The sequence below is a fragment of the Brevibacillus ginsengisoli genome, from assembly GCF_050113715.1.
Classification (GTDB): Bacteria; Bacillota; Bacilli; order Brevibacillales; family Brevibacillaceae; genus Brevibacillus_H; species Brevibacillus_H ginsengisoli.
The window spans coordinates 137,485-159,554 of sequence record NZ_JBNJQR010000003.1 but is presented as its reverse complement, the minus strand read 5'-3'; the positions used below and the strand labels follow the sequence as shown (position 1 = coordinate 159,554).

Below are 22,070 nucleotides of genomic sequence, written 5' to 3'. Positions count from 1 at the left end.
TTTCCGATATTAAAATAAATACTGGCCGTTTTTCTTGAAGTGCACCAAGATTTGGTGCATTTTCTTTTTTCACGCAATGTCTAGTGGTTCATCAGGAAGAGAACCAGTAATCACCGGAAGGGACAGCTCTGCTAGCTTGTTGGGAATGATCAGGTCGTTCGTTACGGCTAATTCCCCTACCTTCCACCACTTGTGCTCGCGATAGCTTTCTTTTTCCAAAGCCGTGAAATTCTTTAGTGTAACCTCTGTGGTATTGACTCGTGCCACAAAATATCGTTCGTGGGCCTGAATCCTCTCATCTTCCCATAGGAATTGGGCTTCCCTTGTCCAAATCCACGGACCGATGTGGACGTCACGTATACCCGTCTCTTCCCACAGTTCTCGTAAGGCCGCTTCTTCAAAGCTTTCTCCCTCATCCAAACCTCCACCAGGAGTGACCCAAAATTCGCCCGTCTCCGGATTGAAGGGGTCTTTGATTTTGAACAGAAGAAGACGATTTTGGGTGTCTAATACCAGAAGCCTGGCCGCTTTCCTAATTTTCATGAAGTTCTCCTTTTTCTTGACAAATCATATTTTTTGTATGGTAATTTATGGTATATACTGCATCATATAACTTTTGGAGTTCGTCGATTGGTGAGAATGGGAATTTTGTTAACTACAGGACGGTGAATGGCCTTGATCAATCAGCACTTCTCCAAAATCTTTGTTTCCTTGTTATTCTTTACAGCCGCTTTCCTCATCCTCTCACCGCCTGTCTTTTCCTGTTCCTGCGCACCGCATCCTCCCCCATCTAAAGCGCTCCAGAACTCAGAAGCTGTCTTTACAGGAACCGTTAAAGAAATTACACAAGTACCAAAGGGCTATCAGGTATTGTTTGAGGTGAACCATGCGTGGAAAGGCGTAAATTATTCACAGGTAGCAGTCTCAACCAGTATGGGAGACGGTGGCGGTGATTGCGGATACTCATTCACAAAAGGGGCGACCTATCTGGTATACGCCAATGAGAACACTATGAATCGTGTCCAAGAGGGACTTGTCACGACCTCTTGCTCTCGAACAGCACTTTTATCGGAAGCAAAGGAAGATTTGGAAGCGCTAGGTGCAGGAAAAACTCCTTATACGCAAAGAACCCTCATGAGTATGTCGTATCATCTGTACATACTGACCATGATCGGAACCCTACTTGTGACAGGCTTTCTCCCCAGAACTAGACGCGATTTCCCTGACTAACTACTCTGTTAAACCATGCCTTCTATATAATAAGGTGTTGTCAACTGAGGACGGAGCATTTATTGTATAGAGGAATGATATGGACAACTTCGTTGGAAAGGCGGTCTCAAATGAGTGCAGCGAAAGTAGTATGGGATTGGACAAAAACGTTAGGATTTGCAATCGTGTTAGCGATCTGTATTAGTATATTTGTGTTTCAACCATTTAAAGTTGAAGGTCATTCCATGGACCCGACCTTGTATGATCAGGAGCATATTCTTGTCTCCAAACTCTCACATACGTTTTCTTATCTTCCTGACTATGGAGATATCGTAATTATCGACAGTCGAATTGATCGGAAACGGACGTTCAAAGACGATCTTCTCGATAATCCGTTCATCAGCATGTTCTCCGCCAAATCAGGCGAGCACACCTTCTATGTCAAACGCGTCATTGGCAAACCGGGTGATGTGCTGGAGTTTAAAAATCATCATGTGATCCGTAACGGAGTGGAACTTCAAGAACCTTATACAAAGGAAACCATGGATTTTGTCTCCGATTCCAAATGGGTCGTTCCAGAGAATAGCATCTTCGTCATGGGAGACAATCGGAACAACAGTCGCGATAGTCGAGAGCTCGGGTATATCCCTCTCGATCACGTGATGGGCAAGAAGCTGTTTTGATTGGGCGGTATAGATGAGGCTTGCTCCAGGAATTAACGTATTCCTCTGGACAAGACCTCATAATTTCTTCATAGCTCATACCTTCCCAAGAACCAAAGCTCATTTTCTGAAGCTTTGGTTCTTTTTGTATCATCGGGAAAATGATTCACAAATAGAACGGAGTGAACAAACCCTTGTCGCGAGTCACCTTCTCCAATACACGAGCAAAAACCCTAGTGGGCACACTCTATTCAGCTTCTTCCAAGTCGATCATCATCATGGCCCACGGCTTTACATCAGACCGGTTATCCAAGGGCAGGTTTCCGCGCCTGGCTGAAGCGTTTAACCGATCGGGCTTTGATGCGCTTGCGTTTGATTTCAGCGGTTGTGGAGAGAGCGATGATGACTCTCTAACCACTAAGAAATGGGTAGATGATTTACGGGCTGCGATTCGGTTCGCGCAATCATTAGGTTATCAACAGATTGGGCTTTACGGTCACAGTCTAGGCAGCCTGATCTGCCTTACGTGCTATTCTCCTGAGATTGCTACGATCGTGGTCTCAGGGGCATTAACAGCTGCTATGTACTACAAGTGGGAGGAACAGTTCAATCAGGAACAGCTGAGGGAACTTCAGGAGACCGGAATGATTACCGTAATTCGCACCGAAGGAATGCGCCGTCAGATTAAGATCGACCAGCAAATGCTGCTTGATTTCGAACTCGTCAATCAAAAGGAGCTCCTTCAACGCGTTACCTGCCCCGTCCTCATCATTCACGGCAACAATGATGAAGAAGAGCGTCTCCTCTGCGAAAGATCCAATCGAGGGATGCGATTCCTCTCAAGTGAATCGCAGCTTGTTGTGATTGACGGAGCGAATCACAGCTTTTTGGATCAGTTTGGTCAGGTAATTGAACTTGTTAATAGCTGGTTCGTGACCTATCTTCCACAGTAAAACCTAAAAACAAAAAAGAGCCGCCAACCATTCGACTACTTATGCTCTCCCGTTATACTTTGACCGTGTGACAACCATTCCCGTTCTAAGATGGCATAGAGGTATTCATCTACCCACTGGCCCTTTATGAAGTAGTTCTCCAGAAAGTGTGCCTCCCTTCTCATCCCGATTCGTTCGAGCAAACGAATTGATGAGGTGTTGGCAACGTTCACGTGGGCGATCACTTTATGCTTTTGGAGTTTCTCGAAAAGATAGTCCAACAAACCTATTACTGCTTCTGTAGCTAATCCACGTCCCTGATACTCAGGAGCGAGCGTAAAACCAATCTCTACAACTCTGGGGTCGAGCTGAAGAGTATGAACCGCACAGTCTCCAATTAGGAGTTGACCTTCTTTCAGGGCAACGGCGTATTGAAACCAAGCTCCAGGTACATTGGGTGTATTAGAAGCTTGTTCCTCAATAAATTTTGCCGCCTGTTCATATTGGTAGTTCTCCCAAGATTGGAATTTTGCGATATTTGGATTTGAACGATACCGATGAAAAGCCTCTACATCTTCCGTCTCAACTTGCCTTAGCACAAGTCTTTTGGTTTCCGTATAAATCTTTTTGTGCATGGTTGCCCCCTAGCTACTAAATTAGAAAACTCAGCGATTGCAATGCCGTAGCTGCATTAAAAAAGGCCGCCAATAAAATTCTGGCAGCCTTCATGGTGAACGATGTGTCTCTTCTCGGTTCGCCTACAGATTGTTAAACGTATCGGTCAAAACTGGAACGATTTGTTTTTTACGAGAAACAACGCCTTTGAGAACGGCCTTGTTGTCTACCAAAGTAACGTTAAATGCTTTCTCAACCGCTTGGGTTTGGCTTCCGAGCGCAATACCAACAGAGTCGCTATTAATGATGTCAGTCACGACGAACAAGAACAAATCCAATCCTTTATCCGCGATGATCTTATTAAGAGTTGCCTCGAGCTCTGCCTGACGACCAAGCACGTCGTTCAGGTCTACTGCGTTCACTTGAGCGATTTCCGCTTTGTAATTGCCCATTTGGAATTCTTTCGCATCAAGAGAAACCAGTTCAGCGATGGATTTATCGCTAAGATCCGCACCCGCTTTTAGCATCTCCAAGCCGTAGGTTTCCAAATCCACTCCAGCGATTTCAGCCAATTCGCGCGCCGCTGCCACATCTTGCTCGGTGCAAGTTGGGGATTTCAAAAGAAGCGTGTCAGAAATAATCGCAGACAGCATTAGTCCAGCGATTTGTTTCGGGATTTCTACGCCGTTTTCCTTGTACATTTTTTTCAAGATCGTTGTTGTGCAGCCAACTGGCTCAGCGCGGTAGTACAACGGATGGCTTGTTTCGAAGTTCGCGATACGGTGATGGTCGATTACTTCCACTACGCGCACTTTCTCGATATCATTCGCACTTTGCTGGCGCTCATTGTGGTCAACCAGAATCACGTCGTTTGCTTCGTTTGCCACTGTCTCTACTTGGCGAGGCGCTTCAGCCTTGAAGTAGTCCAGCGCATATTGTGTTTCATTGCTCACGCTGCCCAGACGAACAGGCTCAACATTCGCTCCCAATTTGGTTTTGAGATCCGCATAGACAAGTGCGGAACAAATTGAATCAGTGTCCGGATTTTTATGACCGAAAATCAATGTTTTTTCCATATGAATACCCCTTACTCGTTAGTTTGCGATATAAAATGATACCATGAAAACCATGATATTCCCATTAACCAGTATAGCGTGTTGTGAGGGGTTTTTAAAACTAAAAATGTGGAATCCCGTTAATTCGTATCCGATTTATAGGTTTAAAGTTTTGCGGATTGGATTACTCTGGTTGGCAACTATAAGTAAAACTATCATGTGAATATACATGGAATAGATATATCTCATTATTGTTCTATTCCAAACTCACTTTAAAATTATGATTGTATTGAGCTTTATACTTCAATAAAAGGTCCTCTAACATTTTAGACTCGTCTGGAAGTCTCTTCATTAGTACGCTCCAACCTGAAATCGTTAGTTTTTGGGGCATTTTAACCATACCGGTAATTGCGTCCCAAAATGCATTCCAGTTCATACCATAGAAATCTGGAAAATCCAATTCATTTTTTAATCGTAATTGCAGATCGAACGCGGAAAATACTTTGGATACATCAATAATTACGTGTTCCATCTTTGGTTTAAATTCTTTAATCAATGGTCTGGTTGGAACAAATGTCGGGTCGAAATGCGTTGAAAACCCTTCGTGCTCAACTAAGAATCTTTCAATTTTCACTAATGAGACTTCTACATCCCCATAACCATCCAAAGCTATTTCAAGCCTACCAGTAATGTCATATAAGTAGGTATTCCACACATGATCAGAATCCACGTAGTTTGATAATCTATATAGCAATTCACAAGTCTCATACAGACTTAATTGTTGATCCCGATAATTAAGGCAAATCATCCCGACTATCGTTTTTAGTGCTTCATCCTCGTTAGTATCCAGGCTTATTAAACTTGTTAGCAATCCAGAAATATCCTCGGTCTTTTTAGCCATAGAAAGATCGAAAATATTATCAGGAATTTCAGGAACCTCAAGAGTGCTAATCACTTTGTCAGACCACGAAATGATGTACTCTTTTGTAAAGTAACCAATGGAAAAACCAATGTGGCATACTTTCGCTTCAAATCCAATATCCATTGTAATCACCACCAAATTACAGTAATTCGATGACAAAACCTCTTGATCAATGGTCAAGAGGCAAATATAACATCTTCATTTTTTCTGGATTTCTTTAGGGCCAATGGCAATAATGCCTATATTCTCTGTATAGACGTAAATAACACCATTTTTACCTACTACGATTGAGGAAGATGTTTGAATAGCATTTTTCCTTACTAAAATAAATCTTTCGTGGTCGTTTGCGTCTAGAGAATATATATTACCAGCTGTATTGGCGAAGTAAACGTTTCCTAATGGATCGGATACGATATTATCCAAATAGTAATACTGAGAATCACCCGTTAGATATCTCCATTTTACTTTTCCATTTATATCAATATTCATCAACCCAAATGTTCCATAATTTAAATAGATTCCGTTTTTCCCATCAGTTGGTACCCCAATTTCTGATAAATTCACTTGCTGTTGCTTAACTTCGGCTCCATTACTCCCATTTAGCATGATAATGGCTTTATCGTTTGGAAGAATGACCAACCCGGTTTGGGTAAGATAAATTTGATCATCGTATAATTTTATGTTTTTACTCCAGATTATGTTGCCTTTGCTATCCGTTTTAAATAATTGATCGTCCGTGGCAATATATACATTTCCCTCATGATCACAGACGATTCTTTTAACGTTCGTTTGATACCAGATAGACGTTGAAAGTTTTGTTTCTGTTATTCGTTGAATATTTTTATTGATCCAACGCACTTCTCCTTGATTGTCCATTTGAATGATTCCATCATCGGATAATGTGGTAACGTTCCCTATTTGGTCAATATCTATTAAATCATTGAATAACCATTGAATTTTTGGGACCTTTTTTACCCAATAGTTCTGTCCTTTTTTATCAAATTTCGAAATTATTCCAGTTCTATCTCCAAAAGAATCCCCACTATTTAGTACGTAAAGGAAACCATCTCTTCCCGAAACAATTGTAGTAAGGCCATCATCCCCAACTTGATAATCTTTCAGGTTAACTTTCCAATTTAATTTTCCTTGTTGGTTTATCGAGTAAAAGTATCTGTCGTTATCTCGAAGTTTATTTCCAACCTAGATTCGGATATTGCTGTTTGACTGTATAAAGCTGCTCAAGGGCTTTAATGATGTATTTTTGGATTGCACTGATATGATCATCTTCATTAAGGAATTTTAGAAGGCTTACCTCGAGGGATATATTCGCCCATGAAATTGGATCTTCTAAGTTGGATTCCTTCCATTCGCTATGATTACTAACAAAACTTTTCATGATAGTGATTACATCGTTTCTATAGGGAGTGTTTGGATTCACTTCCCAGTAAATATTGACGGTGGGGTAAACCGCATCCGGAAAGGAAAACCCACAACCAATCCAAGTTCCATTATTCTGATCATTACATTTTACGTAACGGTTAAAATCCCTAAGTTGTACATTTCGGTTCGACCAACCGATTGGTCTGCCAAAATATTTGTTCATTACCTCGTCAACAACCCCGTCGAGACAGGCATCCATCATCGATTGGATTCGACTCATTTGTTGAATGGCATAGATATCCTGTGGTACAAATCTTCTTGTTTCGTTCAACCTTAACTCCTCCATATAGGCTAATATTTTCTTTATGTAACTGCTCGAAAACTGCTGTAACCAGTTATACAACTCATACCATCTCATTTGGATGAACTCTGCTGTAACTCCATTAATGAAGATGTCTGCCTGCTTCTTAGGATCATGGCGTCTAGTTAAATATATTAAGAATGTTTTGCAACCATTGTTCTTATACATGGCTAAATGGTCCGCATACCTGCTAAGCTGATCAGTTCCCTCGTAGCTATCTATTTTATTTTCAAAAAAAATAACAAATGGATCTATGGCTTTGAATTTTACGATCAAGTCTGGCCGGCTATCTGTAGAATGATGACTTAATTTCGGATAAGTTTTCTGTGTTGAAACTTCAATGTTTGTAGGATTTGGGATATTTTGTTTAAGAAACTTCTGAACAAATAATGTAAGAATTTTCTCATTCTCGAAGATCTCCGCAATAATTTCAGTTAAATAATCTTCTAACACATTGTTTTCACTTTTTCTCATCAGGGAGTATAAACGGTTAAATAATGAATTCAATGGAATAAAACACCTTTCTATAAAGAGTTCTACCATTTCAAAGTGTTTCAAATTCATGAGTATCATAGCACGACAAAAGTACCGAATTTCACAAATTATACGGCAAAATATGATATAACGAATCCTCAAATTATGGACAAAGATGAAATCGAGTAACGATAAAAAAGAGCCTTCTTGATAGTATCCCCTCTAAGTAGACAATACGAAGCAACACCCCTTACTGTTTACTTGAAGGGGAATGCTAATTGGTCTGTTTGGATATCGCCTCAAAATATTCCACAACGACCTCACGGAAGTCCCGAGCAGACCGCGAAAAATAACGACTTCTATGCCACAATAAAGCAATCTCCCGAACCAATTCGTGATCCTCCACTTGGAGATAATGGATATGTTCCCGAGAATTCATGGCTGTGCTTGGTATGAAAGCAATGCCAATTTCAGCTTCCACAAGAGTGCTTAGCCTTGCGGGCTCATTTCCCTCATACACATATTTAGGTACAAATCCAGCCGACTTGCATACGGTGTCTACCAAATCGCGAGTAAAGTAGCCTTTTTTTACACCGACAAACCATTCATCCCTTAGGTCTGTCAAAGATACGCTGCTTCGGTCTGCCAGCCGATGCCCCTTTGGAACAGCTACAAGGATGGGGTCGATGAACACGATTTGACATTCAATGTCATCCCCTTGTATCGGAGGTGAGGACAAGCAATAATCGACTTCTCCTCGATGAAGAAGCGTAACCATTTCCTGCGTGGTCAGCATTTGCACATGAAATTGGGTATGGGGATGCTTTTTCCGAAACTCTCGAAGGATATTGGGCAAAGTGCTTGCGTTGGTCACCGCCAATTCGATTGTGCCGTGTTCCGGGCTGGACAAATCGCTAAGCTCCTGCTTCCCCTGTTCCAATTCAAACAAGGCCCTCTGTGCACGGCAAAGGAATCTGCTTCCGAACTCATTCAATCGTAGGTTCCTCCCTGTTCGATCAAATAGTGGGACACCTAGATCCTCCTCCAAGCGTTGAATCGTTTTGCTTAGTGACGATTGAGTAACATGCAGACTTCGTGCAGCTTCGGTCATATGTTCCAATCGAGCTACAGCGAGAAAATATTGCAGTTGAAGAAGTTCCATTTTGCACCCTCCGTTCATTCCCTCAAGTCAATGTAATTATAACTTAAAATGCGTTTGAATAAATGATTGATCTCAAGTACGATGACCTCAAGACACTTTGGGGGGATCAAAAATGAATGCTCGCAGTAGGTGGTTGATGATTTCCGTTGGACTTGGGATACTATTAAACCCATTGAATTCTTCGATGGTTTCTATTGCTATTCCCAGGTTGCAAGGTGCGTTCCAACTTGACTTTACCGCTGTTTCCTGGATTATCTTTTCCTTCTACATTGCGAGTGCTATCGCTCAGCCTGTCATGGGAAAGGCAAGCGATTTATTCGGTCGCAAGAAGATATTTCTTACCGGGCTTGTAGTAGCCTTCGTTGCATCATTATTCGCTCCACTATCACCAAACTTTGGATGGCTTATCGTGTTCCGCATTGTGCAATCCATCGGAACTAGCATGATGGTTTCAGTTGGAATGGCCATCGTGCGAATTCATATTACGGAAAAACAAGCGACTGCGCTGTCTGTTTTGGCCGTCTTCCAATCCGGAGCAGCAGCCTTTGGCCCTTTTATTGGAGGTATTTTGATTCACTGGTGGGATTGGCAAGCTATCTTTTTCGTTAATATTCCTTTCGTGGTGGCGAGCTTTCTATTAGCTTGGAGGATGATTCCTAAGGACGAAAAGCCAACATCTGTTACACGCAACATGTCCTTTCGTAAATGGATGAATTTAATAGATGTGTCAGGAATCCTGCTTTTCACAGTCGGTCTGATTGCCCTGCTTGTTGGCTTACTGTCGGTAAAATCCTCTGGGCATGTATCATTGATGAATATCATTGTCGGAATGATCGGTATTGTTATTCTAGGAGCTTTCGTACGACATGAGTTAAAAACCAAATTACCCTTTATTCCATTGCGAACATTCGCAAAATATCCTGCAATAACTTGGGTCAATGTCGAGTTCATCCTCGTTAACGTACTTTTTTACTCTGTCTTTTTCGGGCTTCCGTCTTACTTGCAAATGGTACGTCATATCAGCGAGTTCCATACAGGGATTCTCATGTTAAGCTTAGGATTGTGCTCGCTCGTTGCTTCTCCAATCGCGGGACGATGGATCGATAAATCAGGTCCAAGGCCAGCATTGATCGTGTCCGGAATGCTGATGACACTTGGGGCAGTATGGATCGTGACATTGAATCAAACTTCACCGGTTATCAGTGTGTGTTTGGCGTTAGCGGCATTCGGTATTAGCAACGGGTTAAACAGTGTCGGAATGCAAGCGGCTTTGTTCAGAAGTTCTCCTAAAGAAATGATCGGTGTAGCATCGGGATTATTTATGACATCCAGATACTTCGGAACGATTTTCTCTTCCTTGTTGCTAGGCGTCGTAATGGGAGATAAGCTTAGCGCGGGTGGATTTCAACTGCTTGGGGCTGTCCTCACGGTAATTGCATTGTCCTTGGTATTCATGAGTTGGCGGCGCCGGGAGTCAGGGCAAGTGGAAGAGTCGTAGGTTCACCAAGTTCAAATTAGAAGGAGGAACAATTTGGGGATAGTCCAATAAATCGTCTTAAACTATTCAAACAATCTTCATTCATAATCTGCTAGAATCAATTACTAGAAGGATTGAACAAGTGATCTCCAATTTATGCGGCGAATCTATCTTGACGCGCCATGGATATCTCGTTACAATCTCTTTAATTCAATAAATAGCGCGCGATGATCGTTGTGGATGACACTACAACGGGAGCAGCTTCTGGAGAGATCGCAGTCATGCGACGCCGAAGGATTCACAATCTCAGGCAAAAGGACAGAAGATTAACCTACCTAGGTTTATTATTCTACTGCCCGTCGAGATTGGAGGAATCCAATCTTTTTTTTATTTTTTAGACAAAAAAACAGGAGTGGAACAAATGAAAAAGAGACGTGCAGTTGTCAGTGTAATCGGCAAAGATCAGGTAGGCATTATTGCTAGAGTAACGAATGTTCTGGCTTCCCATCAGATTAATATTCTCGATATCAGCCAAACGATCTTGCAAGAGTTCTTCACGATGATGATGCTGGTCGATGTATCGGACGTCGCAAATGTGACTTCACTGCAAAATGAGTTCGATCAACTTGGGCAAGAACTTGGACTGGAAATCAATATTCAGCTTGAAGAAATCTTTCAGGCCATGCATCGGGTATAGAGAGGAGGAGAACAAATGAATATCGCAATAGATGAAATGCTAGAAACCATTCGCATGGTGAAGATGGAAAATCTGGACATTCGTACAGTTACCATGGGGATCAACCTGCGTGACTGTGCCGATTCCGATTTTGACAAAATGAATCGACGAGTCTATGAAAAAATTACTCATTATGCGAAAAACCTCAAAGAAGTAGCCGAACAGGTGGAAAAGGAGTTCGGGATCCCAATTATAAATAAACGGATCTCGATAACACCTATCGCAGAAATCATCGGAAAAGCCACCGTCCAACAAGCGGTCGAACTAGCTAAAACACTGGATCGCGCCGCATTGAATCTTGGCGTTGATTTTATTGGAGGATTCTCTGCGCTCGTGCATAAGGGAATAACCAAGGCTGATCAGACTTTGCTTGACGCTTTGCCTGAAGCGCTGAGCGTAACCAACCGTGTCTGCTCCTCCGTCTCGATTGCTACCACAAGAAGCGGTATCAACATGGATGCGGTTCGCCAGATGGGTATTATTCTCAAAGACGCTGCCGAAAGAACCAAGGATCAGAACGGGATTGCCTGTGCCAAATTGGTGGTTTTCTGCAACCCAGTTGAGGACAACCCGTTTATGGCCGGCGCTTTCCACGGTTCAGGCGAGGGTGAAGCGGTCATCAATGTAGGAGTTAGCGGTCCTGGTGTGGTGCTGAGCGCACTCAAGCGCTACCCCAACGCAGATCTGGGACAGGTATCCGACATTATCAAGAAAACAGCATTCAAAATTACACGTGCCGGCGAGCTGATCGGACGGATCGTAGCAGAAAGACTCGGTATCCCGTTCGGCATCATGGACTTGTCACTTGCTCCTACCAACGCGATTAATGACAGTGTGGCTGACATCCTGGAAGAGATCGGGCTTGAGCGTGTCGGGACACATGGAACAATCGCTGCGCTAGCCCTCATGAACGATGCGGTCAAAAAAGGTGGCGCGATGGCAAGCTCTTATGTGGGGGGCTTAAGCGGTGCGTTCATTCCGGTAAGCGAGGACAACGGGATGATCCGCGGGGTTCTCGACAAATCGCTAACCCTGCCGAAGCTGGAGGCTATGACCTGTGTCTGCTCCGTTGGTCTGGATATGATTGCCCTGCCCGGAGATGTCTCAGCAGCCACCTTATCGGCGATGATCGCGGACGAAGCCGCTATCGGAATGATCAACAAGAAAACAACCGCTGTACGCGTTATTCCGGTACCAGGCAAAAAAGAAGGCGAAATGGTCGAGTTTGGCGGGCTCCTCGGCCGAGCTCCCGTGATTCAGGTGAATCCGTTCGGTTCTGAAGCATTCATTCGCCGCGGTGGACGTATCCCCGCTCCGTTGCAGTCCTTGATTAACTAGAATCTTATGCTGGTGAAAAAGACCCCCAGCATTCCGAAGCGTGAAGCGATAATGATTGAATGAGCTTAGCGCTGCATTAGTTTCATGAAATCAACTCAAAAGAGAGGGTGTCCCCACAGTAGTTAAAACTACTGAGAGAGGACACCCTCTAGCCATATGCAGATAAATTACTTGATTGGGTCAATTACACTACTTGAGTGCATTGACGGCGTTGATGAGCCCAAAGCCGGAATCTTCATCGTATCCCGGTTTATTAATATCGATCGCGGTAGATTGAATAATGTGCTTCACTTGTGCTGGTGAAAGTTTATCTTTTCCATGTTGTGCAATAATTACGCCCGCCATAGCTGTTGTTTTAGGAGAAGCCATAGATGTTCCAATATACCATGCATAGCCACCGGGAACTGTGGACAAGCAACGTTTATATGGATCACGCAAAGATTTGTCACCAGTTTCAAGCCATGCTAATCCATAATCTCCGCCAGGGGCTGTTACGTCAATTTTTCCTACACCATAATTGGAGTAGTAGGCGCGATTTTTTGCTTCACCATTTGAGGCAACACGAATTAATTGCTGATTGCTCGGGCTACGATGAGTGGCACCGTTGCCCCCATTGCCCTTACTGATTTGTCCAGGACTCGAAAGATCGAGGTTGGCATTACCAGCGGAACCAACAACTGTTACACCCTTTTTAATCGCATATGTAATGGCTCGATTAAAAAGCCTCACATCCGCAACAACATCTTTTGTGGCAAGTTCCGGATCCTGGTACCAATCATATCCGCCCAATGACATGTTAACCACATCGACATTATCGTTACCCGCTTCCATCAGTGCGGCGGCAATATCTGCCGTAGCTGCATCACCTGTTGGTCCGAATACACGGTAAGCGGCCAGTTTAAGATTTGGCCCGATTCCCATTACCCGACCATTCGCCGCGATCGATCCTGCCACGTGAGTACCATGACCATCTTCATCCATCGCGTCATCTATGCCTGGGACAAAGGATTTGCCATACAGATAGTTGGCCTTAATATCAGGGTGAGTATAGTCGATACCTGTATCAATAATCCCGATCACAATATCTTGACCGTCCGAAGATTTGCCATCTCCTCCTGGAAGATTCCAAGACTCACCATTATCGGTCACTTGCTTGATATCCCATTGGTATTTATTGTACAGGTCATGTCCCTTAGAAGAGATGGACTCCTCATCAAAAGCTTCTACATCTACAGCTTTTTCCTGCTGAATCCGGTTTTCAACTCCGACATCTTGGACTAAATTTGAGTCTTTGATTTCTTCGAGGAAGTTGGGATTATCAGTCGTTACCTCAACTGCACCCAGTTTCTTCAGTTCCTTTTTTACGTTGCCACCCGCTTGTTTAATGACTTTTTGGTATTCCTTTGGCAGATTGGAATCATCTTTGAAAAGAACAAGATAGGTCTTCTCGGAACTCGCGAAACTTTTACTAATAGGCAGCCCAGTTAATGTTGTAATTCCTAGAGATAATGCCATGAGTAAACAAGCAGTTTTCTTCATTCGTTCAGCCCCTCCCAAAAAAGTTTTGATCGATAATAATCATAATCAAATTCTTATATTCTAACAATACAGAACAGTGCGACAATTAAGTATGAATTATGTCAATATTTTACAATTGATATTTAATAGAAAGAGAGCAGATGGTCTCTGCTCTCTTCTGAGTAACTTCCCTGTACACAGATTATAGTTGTTATTTCCGAGAGAAACTCTTTGCCTAGCATTTTTCAGTTTCTCTTAATCTTTATAAGGATCAAACTCGTCTGCACCAGCCATACAAACACCAATTGGCTTCAACACATGCAAGACATCTAGTGTTTCCTTATGGGCTTCTAGAACGTCGGATAACCGTTTGTAGACAAATGGGCTTTCATCTGTACCAGCGCCCCGAAGTTCAACTCCGAACTCTTTGATCGATTGATGCATTTGTTCAAGCGTGATTTTCCCGCCGGTACGAGTGCGGGTCTTCCAGTTGAGTTTACCTGCGGCTTCGGTACGACTCATGATTCGCCCTGCTCCATGTACAGTGCTATAGAATGCCTCTTTATTTTCCTGCGATTCTTTTCCTCTCACAATCACCGAAATGTCTCCCATGCTCCCGCCAATGAAGCCTAATTGCCCAGGTGCGGAAGGTGTTGCTCCTTTTCTGACGACAACCCGTTCTTTCCCGTCGTGCATTTCTTTCCACGCAAAATTATGATGATTATGAACTTCAAAGGTGGAGTCAGCTCCTACTATATGCAAAACCTGGTTGATTACATAGTCTCGACCAGCATACGCATATTTCCCCGCCAAGGCCATTGCTTTAAAATACATTTCTCCTAGTTCACTATCCAGATCGAACAGCGTAGGAGCTTGATCCATGCTTTCACCAGGAGCTTTATCGGAAAACCTGCGACCATGGGCCAGATTCAAAAATCCGCTTGCTGTTTTATGTCCGAATCCACGGCTTCCAAAATGATTGGCTATCCATACAACACCCGTCGCTTCCTCCACAAAAAGATCCACAAAGTGATTGCCGCTCCCAACCGTCCCCAACTGATTACGAGCTAGAGCTTTTAGAGAATCGTGCTCTTTATTGCCGATTTGTTTGTACACATGCCAATCTTCATCGTCAAAGAGCTCATGCTCCACCTTCTCGTTATTCACTCGACCCATTCCAAATGCAATCTTCTTGGCTACTTCATCCATAATGGCGGGAATTTGATCTTGAATATCCTGATATTGCAGATTTGTGCGAACAGCCTTATTCCCACAGGCGATATCATAACCAACCCCAGATGGCGAAATCTGTCCATCATAAACCACCACACCACCAACCGGCTGTGAATATCCCTTATGATGATCGGCCATCAATAAAACTTGCACGACATTTCCATGCTGCGAGCAGGTAACAGCTTGCGATACAGCGTTATCAAGCGGTTCTCCCCATACTTTTACATTTTGTATTGTTTGAAACATATTTTTTCACCCTTTTTGTCTATGACGTTCGCAAAGCGTTCATCCTATTCTTCACGTCTTCTTCCGGTTCAAGTTCGATAGCAACGGATAATACAGGCAGAACCTCCGCCTCCCAAGCTTCTCTCTTCCAGCCTTCCAACGCTTTTAAGGCCATATTTCTGTTTCGGACAACAGGACTCTGTAAGGCTGTTTGGATAAGCTCAAGACCCACCCCTTCAAATCGATCCAATTCCTGCAGGATAAAATTGAGACAATCATGGACTTTATACTGTGGTCCAAATCCTATTTCACAATCTGGACCCGAAGCGATCTCTTGAAGCGGCAATTTTCTTTCAGCGCATTCCACTAGGTTGAGAACTCGATCTCTATCGTTGGTTTTCATCAGATAGTAAAACAAACTACTATTCAGCGGTTCTGACTGAAGCATTTGGAACAAATTCTCCCAAACATCGACATGCAAAAGATCAGCCAGTCGATAGGTTTGATAAAGGTCGGTAGAATCTTGTTTTTCTAAAAGAGTCTGAAGCACGTCGTTCCATAGGGGCCACGCAAAGATTTCACGGCATTGTTCTTCTAATCTGCTCCTTGTTTCTTGCGTCCAGTTGTTAGCATACCTCTCGTTCCACTCTTCTTCATTTCCCGTCAAAAACCCTAAGATGTCTGCAATCGTGAACAAATCGTCTACACTTTTACAGTTGGTTAAAGAATGGCGAGCATAATCGGTAATCGCCTCTTTCGCATCCGGGTAGTCGTCAATATACTCCGCAGGTCCTCCTACAATCAATGCGGATAAAATGATACCCGCTCCACGATATAACTCTGGATCGATTGTCTCAGCCGATAGTGCATCTTTCAGCTCACCTTTTGTAGCGCATGTGTATGCTAGATACTGGTTCATGACACTGTTTTCACAACCAAAGCGCAGCAACCATTCTTTCAGCTCTGGTGTATTGATTTCCAATCTTTCGACAAGGTGGATTTTCCCCCATCCGTCGACATGCTGTGCTAATTGGAACAAATGCTGATTTGAATTTTCTGTCCCATTACGAAGAGCAACCGCAGCAAACAAGGTAAATTCCTCATGCTTTCCGATCGTTAACAGCAAATCAAGTTCACGATCACATTGGAATAGACCGAGCAAAGCAATCCCGAATTTGACCACATTGCGGTGAGCAGCATTGTGAATAAACCAAAGAGCCTCTTCATACAACGACTGTGCGTTGATAGTGCCTCCATGTCTGATTGCATCCAGCAAGTCATCAACTATGCTGAGAACGCTCTCCTCCATCACCTTCAGATACGTCATTCTCCTCGTTTTGTTACTTGGTTTGGCTGTCTGCTTGCGTAACAGTTGAAGCAATTCATTCACTTTTTGCGCATGAGCTTCAGTTCCAGCCGTATGATGAATCAGTATTCCATCCATCGCGCCTGCTGCAAAGCGGAGCTGCTCATTTGCGTTAAACTCTTTGGAATCTGGAAGCTCCTCTCCACCCGAAGTCAAGTTTCCGCTTTTGTCCAAATGCTTTTGAATAAAAGTCAATATCGGCTGTTTCCCGTACCAAGGATATAACTCTGCTTTACTTTTTAAAAAAGAAAACATACTAGCACCTCATTCGCTAAATGTAAAAACAAACAAAAAGAGTGCCCTCTATCTGTGGCACTCTTCTGCATACGTGAGCGGTACAAAATAAAACACAGGTAGGGAAAATCCGACCTGTGTGGATGACAGTTATGTATGTCATGTGAATCAGAGATAATAAACTAGTCAAGACAGATCGGAATATTCAGTTGGATATACTCGGTATTTGGTCGTTGATATTTATTTGTATATAGCATATCCAATCACTCCTTTGTCTTCGTGTGTATTTAGTAGTTCATATTACACGATGAGGTTTTTCCAGTCAATTACAATTTTCATAAGCGAATAAGTGAAGAGTACATCAAAAACGCGATCTCTCTATATGAGAAATCGCGCTATTCTAGTTTAGCTACGGTGATCCAGACTAGGTTCGAAGCATCTCTCCCCACCCTGTCATTAGATGATGATTTAATAATTCCACAGTTACCTTGTTTCGATAAAGCTCCAGATACGTTCCGTTACGCATGATCCCCACATCCACCCCATATTGTTTGGCGAACAGTTTGATGATACTGCCATGGGTGATCAGCAAGATATTTTGGTCCGCAAATCTCTCGAAGATTTCATCAAAGCCCATGCTGATCCTGGCGAGGACATCTTCCTGGGACTCCACTCCGTATCTCGAATCGACGATCTCTTCGCAGTCGATCCCGTAGCGCCGGACGATCTCCTCAATCGTCACACCTTCCAAATCGCCAAAAGCTCGTTCCCGAAAAGATGGCGCCTCTTCCACAAGAACGCTGAGCCGCCTGCCGCAAATTTCCGCAGACTGCTTAGCACGAAGCAGCGGACTGCTGAGAATACGCGCAAAGTGGATCTGCCTGTCGGCGAAATGATCTGAGCTCTTGCTCATCTGTAGGACTCCTGCTTCATTCAGCGGAATATCTAGCTGTCCCTGGATTCTTCTTTCCCGATTCCAATTCGTTTCTCCGTGTCTGAGCAGTATGAGCCGCATGATCATTCATCCCCTCGATCCACCTTCCGTTATCACTCCAAACCGCCGCATAAGCTTGACCAGGCAATAATCCCTTTACATTCCAAAACTGCTTTTCGTCTTCGGAAACCCATTTGCTCTGAAACCAACGAACTGGGCCCCCGTGACTGACAAAGAGGATAGTCTCCTCAGGCTGGAAGGATTGTTGTTCCTTCCTTAACCAATCATCCAAACGCTTTCCCACTGCGCTTAGTGTTTCACCGCCCGGCGGGGAGACCTCGAAGGGATTTTGGTACCAACTGCTAGCTAGCTCAGGTGCCAGACCCATGATTTCCTCATAGGTTTTGCCCTCCCAAGCACCAAAATCGGATTCCCGCAATGCCTGAACCGGAATCGGAGCAATTCGGGTACTCTGACTGATGATCCTCGCCGTCTCCATACAGCGCATAAGATCGCTTGTGTAGCATCGAGTGATCGATTCCGACTGAATCAGCTCGGCCACCTGACGGGCTTGTTCCCTTCCGTTTGCATTGAGCGGCACATCGGTATGCCCCAAATATTTGCGTGCTCGGTTATAATCAGTCTCACCGTGGCGTACCCAAATCCACTTCACTGGCACTCCCTCACTTTCCCTGACGGTTAGCGTTCATCCGCTTCATCGATCCCAGCTTCGAGAAGCTCCTTAAATGCGGCAACGAAGCGTTCATTATCCTGCCGCAAGCGAATGGCACAGCGGCAATAGCTCTCATTCAGTCCCTTAAACAATGAGGCGTCCCTAAGCAGAATCCCCCGTTTGGCCAAATGCTTCTGAACTTGCTTGGCCGAGTATGTCGATTGCTGCGGAAGTGAAAAGAGCAGAAAGTTCGTATCACTTGAAAATACTCGTAAGCCCAAAGCGCGCAATTGATCCATCAGCCATGGCCGCTCCATTGCAAGCCATCGTTTGGTCTGCTCAATGTACTCACTTTCGTCCCATACGGCCGTACCGATCAGCTGGGCCAAATAATTGACACTCCACGGTACCTGAAGTTCTTTTAGCCTAGCAATCACGGAAGGATGTGCAACCAGAAAACCGACCCGAATCCCAGGGATAGCAAAGAACTTGGTGACGGATCGAATCACGATTAAATCAGGGTTTTGGGTCGCTTTTTGCAGGAAAGATTGCTCCTCTTCGGGTAGAAAATCCATAAATGCCTCGTCCAAAACCAGTTTTTTTCCGGCATCCAAAATCCGCTGCACGTGCTGGAGGGGAACCCGCTTCCCGGTTGGATTATTGGGATGTCCGAGGAAGAAGGTGTCTGATTTCTCCAGAGCTTCGCCAAGTTCCTTTTCCTGTAAAATAAAATCATGTTCGGCATGCAAGGGTATGTCCCAGATGCTTCCGCCTGTCTTAACAACTGCTTCCTCATATTCCGAGAAGGACGGACGGGCAATCGCTGTCACCTTTGGCCTTAGTACCCGAACCACCAGATCAATTAACTCTGCTGCTCCATTTCCGACCAGGATGCTTTCCTCCGGTAGCTGATACTGCTTGGCGAGCTTCCTGCGCAGTTCTCGTACAGCAGGATCGGGATAATGGGCAATCTCCTGCCACTTCTCCTGCATGATCTTTGCGACGACTTTCGGTGGTCCAAAGGGATTCATATTGGCGCTGAAATCCAGCCACTGCCGCATGGAGCGATCATCCATTGGTCGACCATACAGTTCTTCAGCTGTTCGCAAATCTCCACCATGTCCATAACGTTCCAGCATGTGAATCGCAACCTTTACATCAATTTAATAACCAGATAACTCATCAAAAGCAATACGACTTCCAGCAGTTCATTCACCGCTCCATATGTATCTCCGGTCAGTCCACCCAAGTTCCGATGAAAATAGGAATTGATCAGCCATCCGAATATTCCGGCGATCCCTAGCATGGCGAACGGAAGGATCAGCACTTGCCCGATCGGAAAAAAACCCGTCAGATAAAATCCAAGCATCGAGACAAGGAGCGCTACGAATGTTGCCAGCAGTACGTGCTTATAGCCAGCAGCGCGGACATAGCTGCCCAGTCCTTGTTTACGCGCATAGGGCCACCCGGCGATGGAAAGAACCACAAACCACCTGCTCCAGATGGGGACCGAAAACAAAATCAGTGCTTCCTTCATATCCGGAAACTGCAGCCAGGTGCCGATCAGGGTTGTTTTGAGCAGGAGGTGTGCCACACAGACAATGACGCCCATTGCCCCGACCCGGCTATCCTTCATGATCGCTAGCATTTCCTCCCGGGAGCGGTGACTCAAAATACCATCAGCGGTATCCATCAAGCCGTCCAGATGAAGCCCCCCTGTCAACAGGAGCCAGATCACCATCAGCAGCACCCCGCATAACGGAAGCGGAAAGACTTCGGACAGACCCATCCCTGCCAGCATGAGAATAAGGCCGATCAACGCTCCTGCCAACGGGTAAAAGACGACACTTCGCCGACAAGCCGTCTGTGTAAACGGAAAATTCCCTGGAATCGGAATCGTCGTCATAAAATTGATCGCAACCACCAAAGCCTGAATCACATTTCGAAAAGCCTCAATAAGAGAACGCACAACAGACCACCTGCCACTAGGTAACTTACTCCGTACAACAATCTTGTCGTATATAAAATATCGCTCGAAATCATCTGGCGCATAGGCCATCCCATCCGCGCTCTTTCGCTGATCTTGCCGCCATAATCATTGACGCCACCTAACTGGATTCCCAGTGCGCCTGCGACAGCCGACTCCGGAATCCCGCTGTTGGGACTGGGGTGAAGATGAGCGAAGGTAATAACGGATTGAAGCGATTTTTTCGCTGACGCAAAGGGAGATAACCAGGCAACGATGACAAGACAGATTCCTGTCAGTCGAGCCGGAATCCAGTTGAGCACATCGTCCCAGCGGGCGGATGCTCGGCCAAAATACAGGTATTTCTCGTTTTTGTAGCCTACCATGGAATCCAGCGTATTGGTCGCTCTGTACAGCAAGGCCAAGGGGGCACCCCCCAGGAAGGCATAAAAGAGGGGGGAGATCATAGCATCCACAATGTTTTCCGCCACGGTTTCCACGGTTGCTCTGGTTACTTCCTTTTCATCGAGCTTTTCAGTGTTGCGGCCAACGATATAACCCACGTATTTGCGGGCCTCGCCAATCTGCCCTGATTGCAACGGCTTGTAGACCAATAAAGCGGAGTCCTTTAAGCCTTTAATGGCGATTGTCGTAGAGATGAACCAGATCTGAACGGCATAGCCAAGCCATGGGTGAATCCAGAAAGCCAGGAAGCTGATTAGCCACATGACACCAAAGCTAAGGCCACAAACCGCTATGACCAGCAAGACCCCTTTTGTGAACATGACCGAAGGATTGGCTGAACTTCCGACTGAATGGTCTGCCTCTTTACCGCGCAGACGCTTTTCCAGCCAGGAAATCAGCTTTCCGATCAACAGAACCGGATGCGTCCCGCGTACTGGGTCGCCAATGATCCAATCGACCACAATCGCAGCCAGTACCATCAGCACCGTTTCATTTAGTGAGTAGAATAACATGTGCCCTCATCTCCCCATCCATCCTTGAAGCCTGAACTTTACAGCTTGTACTGGATGCTTTTCAGCTCAACCGGAATCCCGGAAGCAACCAGAAAAACCTGGTCACACACCGAAGCCACCCGTTGGTTCATGATTCCTGCGAGATCCCGGAACAATCTTCCTAACGACGAATCCGGAACAATTCCATAGCCCACCTCATTGGAAACGAGTAACAGGTTTCCTTTAAAGGAGGACAGAAGCTGTACCAATTCATCCACCTTTTGCAGGACGTGACGATTGGGATCATCCTGTTCGAACCGCAACAGCCAATTGCTTAACCATAGCGTCAAACAATCGACGAGAATTGTCTTTTCGTGTGCCGCCACCTCTGGGATCTCCTGCAAACGATCCAGCAAAGCAGCAAGCTCGTACGGCTCCTCTACCGTATCCCAGGAAAATGAAGCTTGAATCCGACGCTTTTGATGAAGCTCGACTCTCTGTTCCATCTCCGTATCGAATATCTGCGAGGTCGCGACATAGATTCCTGCTGAACCCAATTTTTCCGCATATTTTTCGGCAAAGGTACTTTTTCCGCTTCGTGCCCCGCCTGTTACCAATCCAACCATGCGCATACACCTTTTC

At 44.7% G+C, this 22,070-nt stretch carries 23 protein-coding genes and 1 riboswitch; of the genes, 6 read left to right on the top strand and 17 right to left on the bottom strand.

All coding sequences use genetic code 11. From position 1 onward, the window contains the following. Positions 1 to 69: 69 nt before the first annotated feature. On the bottom strand, positions 70 to 543 hold the full coding sequence (locus tag ACQCN2_RS07895; protein ID WP_426928344.1) for an NUDIX hydrolase: 474 nt from the start codon (positions 541 to 543) through the stop codon (positions 70 to 72). Positions 544 to 669: 126 nt separating this feature from the next. On the opposite strand from ACQCN2_RS07895, the gene ACQCN2_RS07890 reads away from it, so the two are divergent. After that, the gene (locus ACQCN2_RS07890) at positions 670 to 1,230 is read left to right on the top strand and encodes a hypothetical protein (RefSeq protein ID WP_426928343.1); all 561 of its coding nucleotides are present in this window, start codon (positions 670 to 672) and stop codon (positions 1,228 to 1,230) included. 110 nt (positions 1,231 to 1,340) lie between these two features. Next, a complete protein-coding gene (lepB, locus tag ACQCN2_RS07885) occupies positions 1,341 to 1,892 on the top strand; it encodes a signal peptidase I (protein ID WP_426928342.1) in 552 nt (183 codons plus the stop codon). Here lepB and ACQCN2_RS07880 read toward each other — a convergent pair. Next, positions 1,804 to 1,995 carry a histidine phosphatase family protein gene (locus ACQCN2_RS07880; protein WP_426928660.1) on the bottom strand — a complete coding sequence of 64 codons (192 nt, stop codon included), beginning with the start codon at positions 1,993 to 1,995 and terminating at the stop codon, positions 1,804 to 1,806. The two genes, lepB and ACQCN2_RS07880, sit on opposite strands and share 89 nt — an antisense overlap. A gap of 70 nt (positions 1,996 to 2,065) precedes the next feature. On the opposite strand from ACQCN2_RS07880, the gene ACQCN2_RS07875 reads away from it, so the two are divergent. After that, a complete protein-coding gene (locus tag ACQCN2_RS07875; protein WP_426928341.1) occupies positions 2,066 to 2,824 on the top strand; it encodes an alpha/beta hydrolase in 759 nt (252 codons plus the stop codon). Positions 2,825 to 2,859: 35 nt separating this feature from the next. Here the strand turns inward: ACQCN2_RS07875 and ACQCN2_RS07870 are convergent, their stop codons facing one another. The 6 genes from ACQCN2_RS07870 to ACQCN2_RS07845 form a co-directional block, all read right to left on the bottom strand. Continuing rightward, positions 2,860 to 3,438: a GNAT family N-acetyltransferase gene (locus ACQCN2_RS07870; protein ID WP_426928340.1), complete on the bottom strand. Its 579-nt coding sequence runs from the start codon at positions 3,436 to 3,438 to the stop codon at positions 2,860 to 2,862. Between the two features lie 123 nt (positions 3,439 to 3,561). Next, positions 3,562 to 4,494, bottom strand: coding sequence for a manganese-dependent inorganic pyrophosphatase (locus tag ACQCN2_RS07865; protein ID WP_426928339.1), 933 nt, complete (start codon positions 4,492 to 4,494; stop codon positions 3,562 to 3,564). A 235-nt stretch (positions 4,495 to 4,729) separates the two neighbouring features. After that, positions 4,730 to 5,518, bottom strand: a complete 789-nt coding sequence (locus tag ACQCN2_RS07860; RefSeq protein WP_426928338.1) for a barstar family protein — start codon at positions 5,516 to 5,518, stop codon at positions 4,730 to 4,732. 75 nt (positions 5,519 to 5,593) lie between these two features. Next, positions 5,594 to 6,271 (bottom strand): outer membrane protein assembly factor BamB family protein, encoded by a 678-nt coding sequence (locus ACQCN2_RS07855; protein WP_426928337.1) that lies wholly within the window; start codon positions 6,269 to 6,271, stop codon positions 5,594 to 5,596. A gap of 313 nt (positions 6,272 to 6,584) precedes the next feature. After that, positions 6,585 to 7,643, bottom strand: a complete 1,059-nt coding sequence (locus tag ACQCN2_RS07850) for a PD-(D/E)XK nuclease family protein (protein ID WP_426928336.1) — start codon at positions 7,641 to 7,643, stop codon at positions 6,585 to 6,587. A 241-nt stretch (positions 7,644 to 7,884) separates the two neighbouring features. Then, entirely contained in the window at positions 7,885 to 8,772 is an 888-nt protein-coding gene (locus ACQCN2_RS07845; RefSeq protein ID WP_426928335.1) for a LysR family transcriptional regulator, read from the bottom strand. Positions 8,773 to 8,884: 112 nt separating this feature from the next. On the opposite strand from ACQCN2_RS07845, the gene ACQCN2_RS07840 reads away from it, so the two are divergent. The 3 genes from ACQCN2_RS07840 (at position 8,885) to ACQCN2_RS07830 (ending at position 12,323) form a co-directional block, all read left to right on the top strand. Further along, entirely contained in the window at positions 8,885 to 10,270 is a 1,386-nt protein-coding gene (locus ACQCN2_RS07840) for an MFS transporter (RefSeq protein ID WP_426928334.1), read from the top strand. Between the two features lie 233 nt (positions 10,271 to 10,503). Next, positions 10,504 to 10,581, top strand: a riboswitch (glycine riboswitch). An 89-nt stretch (positions 10,582 to 10,670) separates the two neighbouring features. Continuing rightward, positions 10,671 to 10,946 carry an ACT domain-containing protein gene (locus ACQCN2_RS07835; protein ID WP_426928333.1) on the top strand — a complete coding sequence of 92 codons (276 nt, stop codon included), beginning with the start codon at positions 10,671 to 10,673 and terminating at the stop codon, positions 10,944 to 10,946. A 15-nt stretch (positions 10,947 to 10,961) separates the two neighbouring features. Then, complete coding sequence (locus ACQCN2_RS07830) at positions 10,962 to 12,323, top strand: PFL family protein (RefSeq protein WP_426928332.1); 1,362 nt, start codon at positions 10,962 to 10,964, stop codon at positions 12,321 to 12,323. 189 nt (positions 12,324 to 12,512) lie between these two features. Here the strand turns inward: ACQCN2_RS07830 and ACQCN2_RS07825 are convergent, their stop codons facing one another. The 9 genes from ACQCN2_RS07825 to cobU form a co-directional block, all read right to left on the bottom strand. Next, on the bottom strand, positions 12,513 to 13,862 hold the full coding sequence (locus ACQCN2_RS07825; RefSeq protein ID WP_426928331.1) for a S8 family peptidase: 1,350 nt from the start codon (positions 13,860 to 13,862) through the stop codon (positions 12,513 to 12,515). A 234-nt stretch (positions 13,863 to 14,096) separates the two neighbouring features. Then, entirely contained in the window at positions 14,097 to 15,320 is a 1,224-nt protein-coding gene (locus ACQCN2_RS07820; RefSeq protein WP_426928330.1) for an RtcB family protein, read from the bottom strand. A 19-nt stretch (positions 15,321 to 15,339) separates the two neighbouring features. Next, positions 15,340 to 16,920, bottom strand: a complete 1,581-nt coding sequence (locus ACQCN2_RS07815) for a limonene hydroxylase (RefSeq protein ID WP_426928329.1) — start codon at positions 16,918 to 16,920, stop codon at positions 15,340 to 15,342. A 403-nt stretch (positions 16,921 to 17,323) separates the two neighbouring features. Then, entirely contained in the window at positions 17,324 to 17,914 is a 591-nt protein-coding gene (locus tag ACQCN2_RS07810; RefSeq protein WP_426928328.1) for a histidine phosphatase family protein, read from the bottom strand. Then, complete coding sequence (locus tag ACQCN2_RS07805) at positions 17,829 to 18,506, bottom strand: histidine phosphatase family protein (protein ID WP_426928327.1); 678 nt, start codon at positions 18,504 to 18,506, stop codon at positions 17,829 to 17,831. Before ACQCN2_RS07805 ends, ACQCN2_RS07810 begins: the two co-directional genes overlap by 86 nt. A 26-nt stretch (positions 18,507 to 18,532) precedes the next feature. After that, entirely contained in the window at positions 18,533 to 19,645 is a 1,113-nt protein-coding gene (gene cobD, locus ACQCN2_RS07800) for a threonine-phosphate decarboxylase CobD (RefSeq protein ID WP_426928326.1), read from the bottom strand. A gap of 14 nt (positions 19,646 to 19,659) precedes the next feature. Beyond that, a complete protein-coding gene (gene cobS / locus ACQCN2_RS07795) occupies positions 19,660 to 20,475 on the bottom strand; it encodes an adenosylcobinamide-GDP ribazoletransferase (RefSeq protein ID WP_426928325.1) in 816 nt (271 codons plus the stop codon). Continuing rightward, positions 20,442 to 21,449, bottom strand: a complete 1,008-nt coding sequence (gene cbiB, locus ACQCN2_RS07790; protein ID WP_426928324.1) for an adenosylcobinamide-phosphate synthase CbiB — start codon at positions 21,447 to 21,449, stop codon at positions 20,442 to 20,444. Before cbiB ends, cobS begins: the two co-directional genes overlap by 34 nt. A gap of 38 nt (positions 21,450 to 21,487) precedes the next feature. After that, positions 21,488 to 22,054: a bifunctional adenosylcobinamide kinase/adenosylcobinamide-phosphate guanylyltransferase gene (gene cobU, locus ACQCN2_RS07785; RefSeq protein ID WP_426928323.1), complete on the bottom strand. Its 567-nt coding sequence runs from the start codon at positions 22,052 to 22,054 to the stop codon at positions 21,488 to 21,490. Between the last annotated feature and the right edge of the window lie 16 nt (positions 22,055 to 22,070).